The organism is Xanthocytophaga agilis (assembly GCF_030068605.1).
Classification (GTDB): Bacteria; Bacteroidota; Bacteroidia; order Cytophagales; family 172606-1; genus Xanthocytophaga; species Xanthocytophaga agilis.
In genome coordinates this window covers 333487-350547 of the sequence record NZ_JASJOU010000005.1, presented here as the reverse complement: position 1 = coordinate 350547, position 17061 = coordinate 333487, and the positions used below count along the sequence as shown (strand labels likewise).

Genomic DNA, 17061 nt, shown 5'->3' with positions numbered 1-17061 from the left:
AGGAGGATATTGTGCAAACAGAGTACGGATAGACTTATAATTCCATTAATTCTAAAAAGAAAATCCCTGGTAGTATTACCAGGGATTTTTAATCTTACTATATAGAATTTGAGATTAGTCATTCTCAATCTTATTAGACATACGTTTACGTTCGTTCTCATCCAGATAGATTTTACGCATACGGATTGCTTTTGGCGTAACTTCCACATATTCGTCTTTCTGAATATACTCCAAACATTCTTCTAATGAGAACTGAACTTTAGGCGCAATACGCACAGCTTCGTCAGAACCAGATGCACGCATGTTGGTAAGCTTCTTGGCTTTTTGAATATTGATTACAATATCATTATCACGAGTGTGCTCTCCAATAACCTGACCCATATAAACTTCTTCACCTGGATCAACAAAGAAGCGACCACGATCTTGTAACTTATCAATGGTATACGCAGTACCAGGTCCTGTTTCCATTGAAATCAATGATCCATTGATACGTTCAGGGATAGGTCCTTTGTAAGGTTCATATTCTTTGAAGCGGTGGGTCATAATAGCTTCACCCTGGGTTGCAGTCAGGATATTACTTCTCAATCCAATAATACCACGTGATGGAATATTAAATTCCAGGTGTTGCAGATCTCCTTTAGGCTCCATAATCATCAGTTCACCTTTACGCTGAGTCGCCAGTTCAATTACTTTACCAGCACTTTCTTCTGGAACATCCACTACCATCAATTCGATTGGCTCATGACGAATACCATCAATCTCTTTGAAAAGTACTTGTGGCTGGCCAACCTGTAATTCATAACCTTCACGACGCATTGTTTCAATCAATACTGACAAGTGGAGGATACCACGTCCAAATACCAGGAAGCGATCTTCACTATCAGTAGGCTGAACGCGAAGTGCAAGGTTCTTTTCTGTTTCTTTCAACAGTCGATCACGTAAGTGACGGGATGTTACAAATTTACCATCACGACCATAGAATGGAGAGTTATTGATAGTGAACAACATACTCATAGTTGGTTCATCTACCGAAATACGAGGCAGTGCTTCAGGTTTCTCTGCATCTGCAATTGTATCACCAATTTCAAAGTCTTCTAGACCTATAATAGCACAAATATCACCTGCACTTACTTCCGGAACTTTTACACGACCCAGTCCTTCAAATACCTGGATCTCTTTAATTCTTGCTTTCTTAATGCTGCCGTCAGCTTTCATCAAAGCAACAGGGCTGCTTTCTTTTAATGTACCACGGTGAACTCTTCCGATTGCAATACGACCTACAAATGAAGAATAATCCAGTGATGTTACCTGTAATTGGGCAGGGCCTTCCAATGCTGGAGGTGCCGGAATATATTTAATAATTGAATCCAGTAGTGCTGTGATATCAGTAGTTGGAGTTTTCCAGTCATATCCCATCCAGTTCTGTTTCGCAGAACCATATACAGTTGGAAAATCCAATTGTTCTTCTGTTGCCCCTAGGTTAAACATCAGATCAAATACTGCTTCGTGTACTTCATCCGGGCGACAGTTTTCTTTGTCAACTTTATTGACAACAACGATTGGCTTCAAACCTAACTCAAGAGCTTTGTTCAATACGAAACGAGTCTGAGGCATTGGACCTTCAAAAGCATCAACCAATAATAGTACTCCGTCTGCCATTTTCAGTACCCGCTCCACCTCACCTCCGAAATCGGAGTGACCAGGAGTATCTATAATATTGATTTTTATATCTTTATAACGAATCGAAACGTTTTTAGAGACAATCGTAATACCGCGTTCACGTTCCAGCTCGTTATTGTCCAGAATCAAGTCATCAAACTCTTGATTGTCGCGGAAAAGCTTGGCAGCATGAATCATCTTATCAACCAGCGTTGTCTTTCCGTGGTCAACGTGGGCAATAATCGCAATGTTTCTAATATTTTGCATGGGATTAAGGCTAGTAGCTCTCCGCTACTAGCAGTTGGTTTTAAATTAGCCCGCAAAAGTAAGAAAAAAAAATGACAAGGCCTTGCTTTGTGTATTATTTAATTGTAAAGTCCCGCGGAAAAATGATCAGTAGCAGATAAATTGTAGTCAATAAAGAGAATTTTATACTTTTAAAAGTATAAAACATTGATTATAAATAAGTAACAAGGAGTTAGGTTTCATAAACAGAACGTGTTCTTCTATCGATTATAACAGGAACAGATCTATAAGTCAATGAGCTACGCCTGTTATTACAAAAGTTCAACTATTTTTACTTTACTTTACAAACCTTGTATAATTTTAGAATAGACCTATTGTGCTGTTTCTATGTCTATAAACGTCTCTCATTTTACGAAAATATACGGCGAGCAACGTGCCGTATATGATATTTCCTTTCAGACACAACCTGGACAGATTGTGGGGTTTCTAGGACCTAATGGGGCTGGAAAATCTACTACAATGAAAACCATTACCTGCTATCTGCCACCGACAGAAGGTACAATCACTGTATGTGGATATGATGTGCTGACACAACCTATTGAAGTACGCCGCAATATCGGTTATCTTCCAGAACATAATCCTTTGTATCTGGATATGTATATAAAGGAGTATCTGCAGTTTATCGGCTCGCTGCATGGATTGAAAGGGAGTATTCTTTCAAAACGTATTGAGCAGATGGTAGAATTGTGTGGATTGACTCGTGAACAGAAAAAGAAAATAGGCTCTCTTTCAAAAGGATACAGGCAACGTGTTGGACTAGCCCAGGCACTTATTCACGATCCACAGGTTTTGATTCTGGATGAACCTACTACAGGTCTTGATCCCAATCAGATTGTAGAGATCAGACAGGTAATCAAAAATGCAGGTCAGCAAAAGACAGTAATTTTTTCAACACACATTATGCAGGAAGTAGAAGCAATATGTGATCGGGTTATTATTATTAATCTAGGTAAAATAGTAGCAGATAGCACAGTGAAAGACCTGCAGGCCCATCAACAAGGAGCTGTTCGTATTATTGTAGAGTTTGGCTCAGCTATCAACACTCAGATTATTGCAGGTCTTGCTGGGGTGCAATCGATAACAGAACGAGGGAATAATACATACGAGATTCTTACAGATGGCAGTACAGATGTAAGGGCGTCCATTTTTCAGATTGCGGCTCAGCATAACTGGCCTTTGCTTGGCCTGAAACAGGAAGAGAATACATTGGAAGATGTATTTCGACAACTGACTAAATAAGTAAAATTGTTAAATAAATAGAATCAAGATGAATACTACTTCCTGGCTTATTCAGCTGTATGAACGGGATCTGGACCGATTAATCAAAGAAGTAACATTATTCAATAATTTTGAGAATCTATGGCTTACCAAAGCCGGGGTTACTAACTCTGCAGGTAATCTATGTCTTCATCTGATAGGCAATCTGAATACCTATTTTGGAAAACAATTAGGCAATACAGGCTATGTTAGGGATAGAGCTGCTGAGTTTTCCAGAAAGGATGTTCCAGTACAGGAGATTCTGGATGCGTTGTTAAAGACTAAAGCTATGGTAACACAGGTTCTTGAACAACTTACAGAAAGTGATCTTGAACAAATCTATCCTGAACAGGTTTGGGGAGATGATATACAAACAGGCTATTTCCTGATTCATCTGGCTACACATCTCAACTATCACCTGGGACAGGTTAATTATCTTCGTCGTATTCTGGAAGCACCGGAGAATTAACATATAAAGCAAAAGTGCCTTTCAACAGGCACTTTTGAATATCAGATTTTGAATATCAGAATTAATTTGCTGGGGCAAAATCTACTGTAAGCATTACAAATGACCGTACTACACGTCCTCTACTAGATGCAGGCTTCCAGGCTGGCATTGATTTAATGATACGTGTTGCTTCTTCATCACAACCAGATCCAAGGCTTTTTACAATATGTATTTCTGAGATAGATCCATCCTTCTCAACCAGGAATTTTGTAAATACCTTTCCTGTAACATTTGCTTTTTTTGCTGTTTTAGGGTAGTGCAAATTTGCTTCAATATACTTGTGCATCACTGTAGATCCACCTGGAAATTCCGCAGCTTTTTCTACTACCGTATATACCCGGTCTTCTTCTACAGGAACAGGTGCGGGTGCAGCCTCTTCTGTAGATTCTGATTCTGCATTGGTCACGGATTCAAGCCCTGGAAATGTTTCTTCGGTCACTACAGTAGCTTCTTCCTTTTGCTTTGTATCTTCTTTTGCTGCAGATTCTGCTTTTTTCTCTTCTACAGGCAATGCTGTCATCGTCTTACCTGAAGCTTTTGGAGAATATTTTGATTTCTTTTGTGCAAACACAGGCACCGACAAAAAAATAAGCAGGAAAAATACGCCAAGAAGAGAGGTGTTTTTTTGCATAGCGGATAGATTTAAATATGACATTACAAAAATACTAGAGCATGGATAGATAAAATAGTCCATTGTATCAGAAATCTTACCTTATGATCGGATTACGGTTTTTAGAAAAAAATTCTCAACTTTACCAATCAATTTGTCTCACATTCAGCAAAGAGCATGTTTACCATACTACGTAAAGAGATCAATAGTTTCCTAAATTCCTTAATTGCCTATCTGATTATGGTCATTTTTCTGACAGGCATTGGATTATTTATTTGGGTTTTCCCTGACTCAAATGTGTTGGATTACGGGTTCGCAGATCTGTCTTCACTTTTTGGATTAGCTCCCTATGTGTTCATGTTCCTGATTCCAGCAGTAACTATGCGTTCATTTGCTGAAGAAAAGAAGGGAGGGACAATGGAACTCTTATTGACACGTCCTTTGACAGACTGGGATATTATTTTAGGCAAATACCTAGCCTCTTTCCTACTTATTGTTGTTACTCTGTTACCAACATTAATTTATTATTTCAGTGTATATTATCTGGGGAGCCCTCAAGGTAATATTGATTCCGCTGGGGTAGCTGGGTCATACATTGGTTTGTTATTATTGGCAGCCGTTTTTAGTGCAATCGGGATCTTTGCATCCAGTATCAGTGAAAATCAGATTGTATCATTTATTATTGCGGCATTTTTATGCTTTGTCTTATTTGCTGGCTTTAGCTCTCTTTCCTCACTTACATCTGGTGGAGAGCTGGCTTATTTTGTTAACCAGTTAGGACTTGATTATCATTATCAGGCCCTTAGTAACGGTTTGATAGATTCCCGCAACATAATCTATTTTTTGAGTGTCATTGTGGTCATGCTTATGGCAACCCGACTTGTTCTGGCTAGTCGTAAGTGGTAAGCCTAAGATCTATCACAAGAGTTATTTCATAGTGTAAGCAAAAGAAAGTGATTGTTTTGTTGTGCATGGTTCACTGCATACTTTTTTTAGCAATGGCAAGACAGCTTCATAAACTGAAAGAGAGTTTGAATATTATTCCCTGCATTTTTGCTTTTGGGCGTGCCTCACTACAGATTTTATTTTGACTGGAACTCCTATCATTTTTATGTTTGCGTATAATTCACAGTAAAAACAAAATCTGATCGGAATTCACCGCAAGAAACATACTGTTATACATTCAATACGAAGATGCCTTTGTCAAGAATTTTAATTGGCACGTTATTGATCAAAGAATCTTACGATACAAAATGTGTGTAGATAGAACTTGTACAAGATGGAAAGTTGCAGCATCATCTCTTTAGTTGACAAAGTCATCAGCATAAAGCAGTTATTTCAAGGGTTTTAATGGGGTTTAAATTAGCATAATTATTAGTATTTGCTAAAATACTGATTTGATCAGCCCTATCTGTCAAACCTTCATCCAAAAGCTCGAAACCTCCTCTTTTTAATACTTATTTTTATATAGAATGTACAAAAATGGTATGAGAATTGCTCTCAAAATACTGCTTTTATCTATAGTTTGAGAATAATTATTTGTATGAACTAGCAGATAAAACACTTATACATCTGCTATACCTATTGCTATACCTATGAAACGTATCTTTACTCATCTGTTGTGCTTATGCATAGTAGGCATGGCGAATCCTGCAAATGCTCAGTTTTCCGATTCTGTAAAGATTTCTCTTGAAAAGGAGAAACTTGTTTTTCCTGGTAATACTCTTTCTATAGGGTTCTCTTTTGTATCAAAAGAAGGGAAGGTCTCTCAAACCAAAGGACTACTTAATGGAAAAATTCCCTGGCGCAAATTATATATTGAATCTACTATAGAGCCAAGGATTCGAAATGGGGTTTTGCATATACCTCATGATCTGGCTTTAATAAAGCAGAAATCGTTTACCATACGGGTGTATGACCGAAAGAAAAAAACTCTTTATTCTGAAATACCCATTCCTTATCATTTTCCGGTTGCTATTAAACCAGAATTGCCAGACGATTTTGTAAAAGCTCCTGGATTTAATACTCCTTTTGCACTGGCTCTTCAATGGAGTGATGGATCTACTTCTGTTGTAAATCAGAAAAGAGGAGGCATGATATCACTCGCTGATTTCAACTACAGAGTAGAAGGTGGCGAGATCAAACGCAATCATTTATATATATGGCCAGATGCCTATGCTATTCCCAATCATACTGTAGCCGTCTATGCATATAGTAAAGACTTTATAATCCCGGAAAGTGGTGCCGTTTCATTTAAACTCGATTACAAGGCCAAATATTCTTATAATACATCATCAAGTGATGGTAGAATGGGCTTTAGTGGCTCTTCTGGGTCAAATGGTTCATCCGGGTGTCATGGAGGGAATGGAGGATGGGGAAGTCCAGGTGAAAATGGAGAGCCAGGACATGATATAAAAGTTACGGTAGATGCTTATTTTGATGATATTCTGCAAACTACACTAGTTGATGCTAAGGTCACAGACTTGCAAACAGGTAGAAGTAACTTTTACCGAATTGATGCAGAACAAGGGAATTTGTTTATTAGAGCAAGAGGAGGAGATGGCGGACGTGGCGGGAGTGGTGGAAATGGTGGAGATGGAGGTGCCGGAGTTGATGGGAAAACAGAGACGAAGAAAAAGAAAATAAATGACAGTACGTATGTTGATGAAGTAATCCGGCATCCGGGAACACATGGTGGAAATGGAGGCGACGGTGGCAATGGTGCACCCGGCGGACATGGTGGAGATGGAGGAAACATTTACATATATCATACTAAAGCAGCCGAACCCTATCTTCATGTTATTAAGGCTATTAGCGTTGGCGGTTCTGGCGGATGGGGTGGTAGCGGAGGTTCAGCTGGTAGCGGAGGACGGGGTGGTAGTGGAGAGCCCAGTGGCCGAAGTGGCAGCAATGGAAGACCCGGAATGTCTGGTTTTAATGGTAGCAGTGGACGACGTGGAGAGGTTGTTTATTACCGAGAAAGGGAGTAAAGATATTTCTTTGATTAAGGAATCTATTTTGCTCTGATTTTTATTCACTCTGTGTTAATATATTGGATACAAAGTAATCTGTCAGTATCAGTTAACAAATTACTTTGTAAATATTTCTTTAAGATCTCTTCTTAACGTTCTGAGTGCGATTACCCAGGTAATTCCACAGAAAGCTAATGCATCAAATGCACTGGAAACTTCATTGCCTCTTGCCGCAAAAGGCTCATCAATCGCTCGGGGAATATGCAGAGAAATAACCCAGAACAATAACATTATACTAAACAGCAGCCCAATAACTCCTTCTCTTATTTTTAAAATAATAGCGGTTCCAGCAGCTATTAGAGCTACACCTGTACTATAAGTCCAAAATAAATGATCCGGCCACCATGCCGGAACTAAAATAGCTACATAGTCGGCATACAAAAAATGCATAATTCCAAAGCTAATCATAGGAATTGAAAATAGTGTACTTCCTAATGGTGTAAGCTTTTCCAGAAATCGCAGAGGCGCCACTATTCTTGCCTGTTCAGAGCTCTCCTGAAATGAACCTGCCATCACAAATGCACCTCCTGACAAGGCAAGTTCTTTTAATGCATCCAGCCACAAGGCCAGATGTAAACTACTATTGACTTCACCAAAGAGTTCGAATGGAATATGAACAAACAGAAACAAAAATAGAAATATCCCACCCACTAATAGTGCCGCCTCTTTACCTCTTTTGCCAATAATAATTGATACACCTGCCAATACTAATCCAATCCCTGTCAGATAAGCCCAGATAGATAGTAAAGGTAGATAGGATTGCCATGCAGGAAACTGAACATTTCGGAAATTACTATAAATAAACTGCTGGACTCCATATACAATCAACGCCGCACCATAAAATAAATGACCAATTTTAACAGATTCTTTCATATGTTTTGTGTGTATATTCGTTCTCCAAAACTTCTTTCTATCAGCAAGTTTGCTTACTGGGAAGTTGCTGGCAAAAGCAATAATCTACTGCATAAAATTATGGATGGTAGTTACGAATTGTATCATCAAAACCTGATCAAAACTCTGCAAAAGCAAACCAAATTACAGACAAAGCCTGCTTAAGATATGACTGACCAATACATTGTTAAAAAATGTCTGCTTGAGATCTTTAAAAAGAATGGATATTTAGAAGTAGACCGTCTGACTCAGAGAGACTTTGACCACATTAGCCAACGCATAGAAGATAACACAGGAACATTGATTAGTGGCATTACAATCAAACGGCTGCTGAATGGGGAGTTCAGTCGTTTACCTCAGATTGCAACACTAGATGCCATTTCCAGATATTTGGGGTATCACAATTGGCAAGAGTATAAAGCCCTTTTCAGGGATAAAGAAGAGAATCAGTTAGCGAAAGAAGATACTATTGATACAGAGAATCCTGTTCAGAAAGCCTCCTCGCTAACAAACAAGAGATTCAGACTAGCCGTTGTAATGTGTCTGGTTATTGGAGTTACTGCTGTACTGGGATTCATTCAGTTCTCTGAGAAGAAACCATTTGCCAATGTAGATCGAGCAACTTTATCTGCACGGACTAACACAAATAATGATATCCCTAATACAGTGGTCTTTACCTATAATGTAGATGAAGTACAAGCTGATAGCTTCTTTATTCAACAGTCATGGGATAGAAATCGGAGAGTTCGTATATCCAAAAATAATTATACTCTCACAGATATTTATTACGAACCAGGCTATCATATTGCCAAATTAATTGCCAATGATTCCGTTATCCGGACTATTGATATAAATATTCCAACAGACCGATGGTTTTTCTTTGCAAAAGATAATCCCAGCAGCAAGCCAGATTATATCTACACCAGTCAGATTATACACGATGGTATGTTGAATATAACAGAAGATGATCTACTAAATAGTCACATTGACATATACAAAGAGAAAGAGTATTTGTATACCTATTTTCCTGGCAAAATGCATGTTGATGGGGATAACTACATTCTAAAAGTCAGAATAAGGGTAAAAGAAGTGAAAAAAAATTCGTGTCCATATCTGATGCCCGAAATATTCTGTCAAAGGTATACAATGTTCTTTACCAGTACGCTTAAAGGTTGTTCCAGCGAGTCTATGGTACAGTTTGGAGAACACTTCATCAGTGGAAAAGAAACAGACTTGGCCTCTTTGGGTTTTGACGTAACACACTGGATGGACCTTGAAGTACGAGTCAAAGATAAACAAGCTGTGATCCGAATAAATAACAAAGACGTATTTGCAACTTCCTATAAAACAACCTCCAAACTTTTAACCGGGATTGGATTTATATCCAATGGATTATGTGAAATTGATTTTATTGAATTGAAAGGTTTAAATGGAGACATTGTTTACACAAATACCTTTGATAGTAATGTACACTAGCTTATAAAGCCAGTAATCGGATAGTAATGATTATTGACCTCTCCTTGTTAATTTTAGGTCACACCTTGACTTAAGCAATGCCATTACCCTTGTTCTGCTCTTTGCTTTTCAACCTGTAGAATATTATTCTGAATATCCTGCATAATCCATCGTGCCCACCAGCTTGCATAAAAATTAAAGGTTGTATTTAGCTTAAAATGACTATACAAATGCAATCTGTAAGTGTCTTTATTTAATTCTTCCAGTTCATATGTTCCGTTTAACACATCAAAATAATTACCCCCGATTACTACATGCTCATCCATTGTGGTAGATGGAATTTCATGTGGATAGGCTTTGATCGCAAATACCATTTTCTTTTTATCACTATACTCCAGTACAGTTTCATGAAATACAAGACCATTTGTAAAAATAGCCTCCCGATAAGCACCTACTCCTTCATAGTTAAGTTCTGCTTTCACAGGTCTTGGAAATCCCAGTGTTTTAGTTAACCAACCTTTGTCTTGCTCCTGAGAAATTTCTTTTACCCGAGTCACATTTTTCCAGATCGTATCTGCTGGAGCATGTATGTCGATATAGGTGTAAGCTGTATATGTACCAGGAAGAGAACCTATCCAGCTTTCTAATGGTGAACATAGGAATGGTAAAAGCATCAAAGTAGAAATGTAGATCTTCTTATCTTCCTTTCTTGATTTAAGAATGCCACCAATGATTCCACCTATTGTAGCTGCAAACAAAAATAATGGCAAAACCATTAACCAGCAGGCCCAACCCTCCCATGCAAATAGTAGTGTGATTACTAAAAAAGCAAAGATAGGTATCCAGGGAGTAAAAATTCTGTAAGCAGTGCGTCTGGCTTTATGAACCGGTAGTAAATATACTGCTAAAGCTCCCACTGTAGTTGGTACCAGAAACAAGAATGCTATAGACATCACTGAGAATAGATCATTCCAATTGACTACACCAAAGAGAGAGCGAATTACAATTGCATAAGCCGTAGGTATGGCAATAGGTTTTAGAGTAGTAAAAACTGTTTGCATATTCCTTAATTTATAGGATTTTAGGTTCTATTCTGACTGATGTTACTGCATCTTCCTCTATACAAGTCTTTAAATCTATTAGTCTTTGCCTTACATTATTTCGAAGATTGCGCTTAATGAAATAACTTAAAATCTGCAAAGGAAAACGCAATTCAAAAGAATACAGAAAGATTACCTCGGTTTGGCTTGCTGACAGGTCTTTGAATGTCCATGAGCCTAGAAATGTTTTAAACAGAAAAGGACCTTTTGTCATTTTAATAGCTGTAACTCTGGGTCTGTTAAATGTCACATATTCTGTTTCCATACCCAGACCATTGCGAGCTACACAATAAGCCTTAACACCTTTGCCTGCCTTGGTGGCACCTTCTATTAAATCTGCTTTTGTCAGAAATGTATCCCATTTAAGTCTGTTTGTATAATCCTGAGTATAGTCAAACACTTTTGTTGCTGACGCATGGATAAGGATTTTTTCCGAGAACTTGATTGTATTCTTCATGAGAGTATCATTTTATAGATATGTTATCTACTCAACCTCTTGTATTGTAACCAACTGTGAACTGGAGAATATGGATTGTGGAGAAACTACAGTTTCATCCAATGGTATTTTATGACCATAACGTGTTTTTAGCATTTTCTTTACTATATCATTTGTTAAGTCAAACTCTCCAAGTTTTTGAAGTCGACCCAACTCAATTCCTGCACCACTTTTGTATACTTTCCAGATAAGTTCAGAACAGTATACCTTGTCGTCGCTCCAGCTAAAGGCTACATCATAGTCTTTGCCTTTGAATTGTTCTCCTGCCTGTTTCATTCGTTGTAATGTATTTTCGGTCAGAACAGAATCTACATTTCTCAGGCGTTTAACAACATAATGGCCATTTTTACCCCGTAAAATCCATTGGGCCAGAGGTGTAATCTTTACAGGTTGTACCGCCTCAAATACATAGTAATCCTCTCTGTTTTTATAGATGATACCACAATGAGAATATTTAGACTTTGTGGCTAGCTGAATAGCCTTACTTTGCTCCGAAAGTGAAGTTTGAAAAATTAAGTCACCCTCTCTGAGTTTGGCCAGCACTAACGGAGTGATTACATCATGTGGTTTAGAAATACTGCAAAGCATTGTCAAACTATAAAACCCGGTCAAAACCAATAATCGCATCATTATAAATACATCTGTTTCACACTATCTATCTGAATCTGTAACTAACATCAAATTTAGTCTTAAATCCTGGAGATTAGTACATCTTGGGTAAATGTTTGAGTATGATATCCTTTTACAATCATGCAGGACACTACAGGATGAAAGTTCACCGACAGAAGAGTTTTTTAGTAATAAAGTGTAAGATTTTCTTTTAATTATACAAGCGGATTTTCCTCCACTTACTAATCCAATTTATATTCATGGGGTCTTTTCTCGGTGTTTTCTTTCATGCTTTAGGTGGGTTTGCCTCAGGTAGTTTTTATTTACCTTTTCGTAAAGTCAAACAATGGTCCTGGGAAAGTGCATGGATTGTTGGAGGTGTAGCATCCTGGATTATTGTTCCCTGGCTAATGGGAAGTTTAACAGTAAAAGAGTTGGTGGCCTCTATCACAACTACTGCGATAGATACCTTAGGATGGACGTATTTCTTTGGTGTACTGTGGGGAATTGGAGGGCTTACATTCGGATTAGCTATGCGATATCTGGGTATTTCACTGGGTATGGCAATCGCTTTAGGATATTGTTCTGCATTTGGTACATTGATCCCTCCTATCTGGGATGGTAAATTTAATGAACTCATTTCTACCCGTACAGGAATATTTACACTGGCAGGAGTAGTTGTCTGCCTATTGGGAATTGCAGTGTGTGGGCGTGCAGGTATGATGAAAGAGAAAGAACTGAGTGGAGAACAGAAGAAAGCAACCATAGCTGAGTTTGATCTGAAAAAAGGAATTGTGGTAGCTACCATATCGGGTATCCTTAGTGCCTGCTTTGCCTTTGGATTAGCTGCTGGCAAACCCATCGCCTTGAAAGCTGTCGAATTTGGAACAGATCCTTTATGGCAAAATAATGCAATCTATCCTGTATTACTCCTTGGAGGCTTTACAACCAACTTCATCTGGTGTATGATTCTCAATCAGCGTAATAAGTCCTTTGGTGATTATACTAACTCTCAGACTCCCCTTAGCCGTAATTATTTTTGGGCAATGCTTGCAGGCACAACCTGGTATTTCCAGTTTTTCTTCTACGGCATGGGAGATAACTACTTAAGTGGTGATTTACGGTTTGCTGGTTGGACTATGCACATGGCATTTATTATTACCTTTAGTACATTGTGGGGATTGTTGTTGAAAGAATGGGCGGGTGCAAGCTCCAAAACATTTATGGTTGTTTACATAGGCCTATTTCTGATTGTATTTTCAACTGTATTAATAGGATTAGGCAGCAGCCTGTAAAACAATACCAAATTGCCAAGAACTGATACCTCTTGATTAATTCATTTATAATATGAAACCGTTTATTTACCTGTTTTTAATCTTTATTGCTGGTACGTTAGCAGCACAAACTCTTCAAGTAAAGGACTTGTCATGTGAACACAAAGTCAATCCAATTGGAATAGATGTACGACAGCCTCGCTTGAGCTGGAAGTTGAATAGTGACACCCGAAATACTATACAGGATTCCTATGAAATTCGAGTAGCTACGAAACAGGATTTTTCTGTTCAGAGTCTGGTTTGGAGTTCGGGTAAAGTAAAGTCATCAGAATCGATACTACAAATTTATAAAGGAAAAGCGACAGAATCCGGGAAGCGATATTACTGGCAGGTACGTGTATGGGATACGAATGACAAAGAGTCTGCATGGAGTGAAGCAGCTTTTTGGGAAATGGGAATCCTATTGCCAACTGAGTGGAAAGCCAAATGGATAGCACCTGGAATGCCTGGCGATACACTAAAAGCCAGTTCTGCTTCATTGGCTCGAAAAGAATTTACGATTAACAAACCTATCGCTTCTGCGAGGGTATATGTGACAGCCTATGGTATGTACGAACTTTATCTGAATGGACAGCGGGTTGGACAAGACTTACTGACTCCAGGCTGGACCAGTTATAATAGTAGGCTACAGTATCAGGTTTATGATGTGACAGAACAGGTCAGACAGGGAAAAAATGCAGTAGGTGCTATGATCGGAGATGGGTGGTACAGGGGAACGATAGGCTTTGATAATAGCTGGAATTTTTACGGCAATCAACTGGCATTGCTATGTCAGTTACACGTCCGCTATCAGGATGGATCTCAGGCCATTGTTGGAACAGATGAAACATGGAAGGCAACTCAGGATAGCCCTGTACGCAGCTCTGAGATTTACAACGGAGAGGTATATGATGCCCGTATGGAAAAGAAAGGCTGGAATGTTGTGGGGTTTAATGATAAAAGCTGGCATAAAGTACGCTTAGTGACTCATACCTTTTCCAATTTGATAGGTTCTGCTGGTGTACCCGTACGAAAAATACAAGAGATTAAGCCTAAAAATATATTTCGGACTCCGGAAGGAACACTAGTTGCCGATATGGGGCAAAATATGGTAGGATGGATTCGATTAAAAGTAAGCGGCTCTGCTGGTACAAAAGTCGTATTACGTCACAGTGAGATTCTGGACAAGAAAGGAAACTTCTATACAGCTAATCTTCGTCAGGCTAAACAACGCATTGAATATATCCTTAAAGGAGAGGGTGAAGAGACCTTTGAGCCACATTTTACCTTTCAGGGCTTCCGCTTTGTTGCTATAGAAGGATTTCCTGGAGATATAAAGCCTGAGAACCTAACAGGCATTGTCATTCATTCAGACATGAAGCCTATCGGTACATTTGAGTGCTCAAATGCATTAGTCAACCAGTTACAACATAATATTCAATGGGGACAAAAAGGCAATTTTGTGGATGTACCTACAGACTGCCCTCAACGGGATGAACGTCTTGGATGGACAGGTGATGCACAGGTATTTTGTCGCACTGCTGGATTTAATATGGATGTAGCTGCTTTTTTCACCAAATGGATGCGTGATGTAGCAGCAGATCAGTATTCAGATGGAGGTGTTCCGTTTGTTATTCCGGATGTTTTAAAGAAGGTGATGAAAGGAACCTCTGCTGGTTGGGGGGACGTAGCCCTGATTACACCTTATACCTTATACCAAATTTATGGGGATAAACAGATGCTGGAAATACAATATCCAAGTATGAAAGCCTATGTGGAATATATTCATTCCAAAGCTGGCAAATCAAATATCTGGAGAGGAGGAAGTGTGTTTGGTGACTGGCTTTTTTACAGACCAGGGATAAATAGTCATCCAGAACCAGACGGATATACAAATAATGACTACATAGCTACAGCTTTTTATGCCTATTCAACCCACCTGCTTAAAGAAACTGCACATATCCTGGGCAAACAGGAAGATGAGAGTCAGTATGCTAAATTGTTTGAACAGATTAGGGAGACATTTATCAAGGAATATGTAACACCTGCTGGACGCATTGCTTCCGACTCGCAAACCGCCTATGTATTAGCTTTAATGTTTAACTTACTACCTGCAGATCTGAAGCCAATGGCTACTCAGCATCTTGTAGATGATATCAAAAGTCGTAGAAATCATCTATCGACAGGATTTTTAGGTACACCCTATCTATGTCATGTGCTTTCAGACAATGGGCATACAGAGGTAGGTTACGATTTATTACTACAGGAGTTCTATCCGTCATGGCTCTATCCTGTTAAAATGGGAGCAACTACGATCTGGGAACGTTGGGATGGAATGAAACCAGACAGTACGTTTCAGGATGAAGGAATGAATTCATTTAATCACTATGCGTATGGTGCTATTGGTGATTGGATGTATCGGGTTGTAGCAGGTATTGAAGTTGGCAAGCCTGGGTATAAACATATTCTTATCCAGCCTCAATTACCATCAGATGGCCGACTTACCTATGCAAAGGCCAGCGTGAACAGCCCATACGGAGAAATTATGTCAGGTTGGGAACAGAAAAACGGACAATTGAAAGTTACCATCACTATCCCTGCCAATACAACAGCAACTATTCGGTTGCCAAGAAGTAATGCTTCTGATATCAAAGAGAATGGGCAAGCTCTCACTGCTGCTAACAAGTCAGCAAAAATGGATAAAGATACAACAGTAATAGAAGTAGGATCAGGACAATATGTATTTGAATATCCTTTGAAATAGAAAAGAGCATTACAAAAAATAGCCCATATTCAGAATATGGGCTATTTTTTTGCGAGGTGTATATTCTTAGTTGTTAACCACAATTACTACAGGGCCTTTCTTTGCTTGTGTTACTACAGAAGGTGCCAGCATGGCTGCATTCAAACTCTCTACCAACTCCTTCGCATGTTGATCTACTTGCTGTTTAATATCTTTCCAAACCATATTGTGCCACATCTTATCTCCCTCTACACGATATGGATATTTATCAGCAGTTGTAAGTGCGTTTAAAGAAACACGTGCCTGGTGAGTAAAATTGGTAATTTCATAACTATATTGTTTATCTCCTTCATGAATACGAAGTGCAACTACATAAAAAATAGTACCTTTTGAGTATTCATTACCAGAGGTAACTTTACTGACATATTGAAATGCTCCAACTCCTTTGAAGATACCTTGTTCGTTACGCATCTTTGCCTCTTGTGCATCAACAGGATGCTTAGTATGATTATCAAACCAATTCCATGCATTGGTTACCGCTGCATCGGGTGTCAGACGTGCATTATAGGCAAGTGTATCAGTATATCTTACTTTAGGCAATTGAGCCCACACAGATACTACACAAAATAACATTACTACTGTTGATGTAAAGATCTTCATGCTGGATCAGATTTATATGCTTGACAATGTGGCTTATATAGAGGGTCTTACGTAGAAGCCTAGCTAAAGGTTTATGTATAAAAATACATTTTCTTACTCGTTAAGCCTGTATTTCTGCCTATGCTAAGTTCGCTAGAATCACTTGTATCTATAGTTGATTTGCAATTGATATACTACAAGTGCATGTATTTTCTTAAGTATTATATTACAGGAGTAATGTGCAGGACGTGAGATATTAAAAAAGTTATATTTTTAAATATAATATCTGCTTAATCATTTAGTGAAAAAGTCATAAATGAATTGGTGCACAATATGTACTATAGTTTAAATAGACTACTTATATCTGGAAAAGTTATATAAACTACATTTAGAAGAGCCTTTAATGTATTTTTTTTATGCCTTTAGAGATGACTTCAATTATT

15 protein-coding genes are annotated in these 17061 nt (G+C 38.5%); 8 read left to right on the top strand and 7 right to left on the bottom strand.

The annotated features are described in order from the left end of the window. Positions 1-114: 114 nt before the first annotated feature. Positions 115-1926: a translational GTPase TypA gene (gene typA, locus QNI22_RS17235; protein ID WP_314512477.1), complete on the bottom strand. Its 1812-nt coding sequence runs from the start codon at positions 1924-1926 to the stop codon at positions 115-117. A gap of 366 nt (positions 1927-2292) precedes the next feature. Between typA and gldA the strand changes: the two genes are divergently transcribed. Next, complete coding sequence (gene gldA / locus QNI22_RS17230) at positions 2293-3204, top strand: gliding motility-associated ABC transporter ATP-binding subunit GldA (protein WP_314512476.1); 912 nt, start codon at positions 2293-2295, stop codon at positions 3202-3204. Positions 3205-3232: 28 nt separating this feature from the next. Next, positions 3233-3691 carry a DinB family protein gene (locus QNI22_RS17225; RefSeq protein WP_314512475.1) on the top strand — a complete coding sequence of 153 codons (459 nt, stop codon included), beginning with the start codon at positions 3233-3235 and terminating at the stop codon, positions 3689-3691. A gap of 61 nt (positions 3692-3752) precedes the next feature. Here QNI22_RS17225 and QNI22_RS17220 read toward each other — a convergent pair whose 3' ends face one another. Next, a complete protein-coding gene (locus tag QNI22_RS17220; protein ID WP_314512472.1) occupies positions 3753-4361 on the bottom strand; it encodes an energy transducer TonB in 609 nt (202 codons plus the stop codon). Between the two features lie 156 nt (positions 4362-4517). On the opposite strand from QNI22_RS17220, the gene gldF reads away from it, so the two are divergent. Together gldF and QNI22_RS17210 are read left to right on the top strand one after the other, a co-directional pair. Continuing rightward, on the top strand, positions 4518-5246 hold the full coding sequence (gene gldF / locus QNI22_RS17215; protein WP_314512470.1) for a gliding motility-associated ABC transporter permease subunit GldF: 729 nt from the start codon (positions 4518-4520) through the stop codon (positions 5244-5246). A gap of 689 nt (positions 5247-5935) precedes the next feature. Continuing rightward, positions 5936-7330 (top strand): hypothetical protein, encoded by a 1395-nt coding sequence (locus QNI22_RS17210; protein ID WP_314512468.1) that lies wholly within the window; start codon positions 5936-5938, stop codon positions 7328-7330. Positions 7331-7429: 99 nt separating this feature from the next. On the opposite strand, the gene QNI22_RS17205 is transcribed toward QNI22_RS17210, so the two are convergent. Further along, on the bottom strand, positions 7430-8245 hold the full coding sequence (locus QNI22_RS17205) for a DoxX family protein (protein WP_314512465.1): 816 nt from the start codon (positions 8243-8245) through the stop codon (positions 7430-7432). Between QNI22_RS17205 and QNI22_RS17200 the strand changes: the two genes are divergently transcribed. Together QNI22_RS17200 and QNI22_RS17195 are read left to right on the top strand one after the other, a co-directional pair. Then, on the top strand, positions 8246-8428 hold the full coding sequence (locus QNI22_RS17200) for a hypothetical protein (RefSeq protein WP_314512464.1): 183 nt from the start codon (positions 8246-8248) through the stop codon (positions 8426-8428). It begins immediately after the preceding gene. Between the two features lie 3 nt (positions 8429-8431). After that, complete coding sequence (locus QNI22_RS17195) at positions 8432-9739, top strand: hypothetical protein (RefSeq protein ID WP_314512463.1); 1308 nt, start codon at positions 8432-8434, stop codon at positions 9737-9739. An 83-nt stretch (positions 9740-9822) separates the two neighbouring features. Here QNI22_RS17195 and QNI22_RS17190 read toward each other — a convergent pair whose 3' ends face one another. Genes QNI22_RS17190 through QNI22_RS17180 form a run of 3 tightly spaced genes read right to left on the bottom strand, consistent with a single transcriptional unit; the run spans position 9823 to position 11902 of the window. Next, positions 9823-10779 carry an SRPBCC family protein gene (locus QNI22_RS17190; RefSeq protein WP_314512462.1) on the bottom strand — a complete coding sequence of 319 codons (957 nt, stop codon included), beginning with the start codon at positions 10777-10779 and terminating at the stop codon, positions 9823-9825. 10 nt (positions 10780-10789) lie between these two features. Further along, positions 10790-11275 carry a type II toxin-antitoxin system RatA family toxin gene (locus QNI22_RS17185; RefSeq protein WP_314512460.1) on the bottom strand — a complete coding sequence of 162 codons (486 nt, stop codon included), beginning with the start codon at positions 11273-11275 and terminating at the stop codon, positions 10790-10792. Positions 11276-11302: 27 nt separating this feature from the next. After that, positions 11303-11902, bottom strand: coding sequence for a YiiX family permuted papain-like enzyme (locus QNI22_RS17180; RefSeq protein ID WP_314512458.1), 600 nt, complete (start codon positions 11900-11902; stop codon positions 11303-11305). A gap of 281 nt (positions 11903-12183) precedes the next feature. Here QNI22_RS17180 and rhaT point away from each other — a divergent pair, with 281 nt between their 5' ends. Both rhaT and QNI22_RS17170 read left to right on the top strand, forming a co-directional pair. After that, positions 12184-13218 carry an L-rhamnose/proton symporter RhaT gene (gene rhaT, locus QNI22_RS17175; protein WP_314512456.1) on the top strand — a complete coding sequence of 345 codons (1035 nt, stop codon included), beginning with the start codon at positions 12184-12186 and terminating at the stop codon, positions 13216-13218. Positions 13219-13270: 52 nt separating this feature from the next. Beyond that, positions 13271-16000: a family 78 glycoside hydrolase catalytic domain gene (locus QNI22_RS17170; RefSeq protein ID WP_314512455.1), complete on the top strand. Its 2730-nt coding sequence runs from the start codon at positions 13271-13273 to the stop codon at positions 15998-16000. A 66-nt stretch (positions 16001-16066) separates the two neighbouring features. Here the strand turns inward: QNI22_RS17170 and QNI22_RS17165 are convergent, their stop codons facing one another. Then, on the bottom strand, positions 16067-16639 hold the full coding sequence (locus QNI22_RS17165; RefSeq protein ID WP_314512453.1) for a hypothetical protein: 573 nt from the start codon (positions 16637-16639) through the stop codon (positions 16067-16069). Positions 16640-17061: the final 422 nt, after the last annotated feature.

What these genes read in the sequence shown, in the direction of transcription:
- typA (WP_314512477.1), bottom strand. Translation starts at nt 1,926, where the DNA reads ATGCAAAATATTAGAAACATTGCGATTATTGCCCACGTTGACCACGGA.
- gldA (WP_314512476.1), top strand. Translation starts at nt 2,293, where the DNA reads ATGTCTATAAACGTCTCTCATTTTACGAAAATATACGGCGAGCAACGT.
- QNI22_RS17225 (WP_314512475.1), top strand. Translation starts at nt 3,233, where the DNA reads ATGAATACTACTTCCTGGCTTATTCAGCTGTATGAACGGGATCTGGAC.
- QNI22_RS17220 (WP_314512472.1), bottom strand. Translation starts at nt 4,361, where the DNA reads ATGCAAAAAAACACCTCTCTTCTTGGCGTATTTTTCCTGCTTATTTTT.
- gldF (WP_314512470.1), top strand. Translation starts at nt 4,518, where the DNA reads ATGTTTACCATACTACGTAAAGAGATCAATAGTTTCCTAAATTCCTTA.
- QNI22_RS17210 (WP_314512468.1), top strand. Translation starts at nt 5,936, where the DNA reads ATGAAACGTATCTTTACTCATCTGTTGTGCTTATGCATAGTAGGCATG.
- QNI22_RS17205 (WP_314512465.1), bottom strand. Translation starts at nt 8,245, where the DNA reads ATGAAAGAATCTGTTAAAATTGGTCATTTATTTTATGGTGCGGCGTTG.
- QNI22_RS17200 (WP_314512464.1), top strand. Translation starts at nt 8,246, where the DNA reads ATGTTTTGTGTGTATATTCGTTCTCCAAAACTTCTTTCTATCAGCAAG.
- QNI22_RS17195 (WP_314512463.1), top strand. Translation starts at nt 8,432, where the DNA reads ATGACTGACCAATACATTGTTAAAAAATGTCTGCTTGAGATCTTTAAA.
- QNI22_RS17190 (WP_314512462.1), bottom strand. Translation starts at nt 10,779, where the DNA reads ATGCAAACAGTTTTTACTACTCTAAAACCTATTGCCATACCTACGGCT.
- QNI22_RS17185 (WP_314512460.1), bottom strand. Translation starts at nt 11,275, where the DNA reads ATGAAGAATACAATCAAGTTCTCGGAAAAAATCCTTATCCATGCGTCA.
- QNI22_RS17180 (WP_314512458.1), bottom strand. Translation starts at nt 11,902, where the DNA reads ATGCTTTGCAGTATTTCTAAACCACATGATGTAATCACTCCGTTAGTG.
- rhaT (WP_314512456.1), top strand. Translation starts at nt 12,184, where the DNA reads ATGGGGTCTTTTCTCGGTGTTTTCTTTCATGCTTTAGGTGGGTTTGCC.
- QNI22_RS17170 (WP_314512455.1), top strand. Translation starts at nt 13,271, where the DNA reads ATGAAACCGTTTATTTACCTGTTTTTAATCTTTATTGCTGGTACGTTA.
- QNI22_RS17165 (WP_314512453.1), bottom strand. Translation starts at nt 16,639, where the DNA reads ATGAAGATCTTTACATCAACAGTAGTAATGTTATTTTGTGTAGTATCT.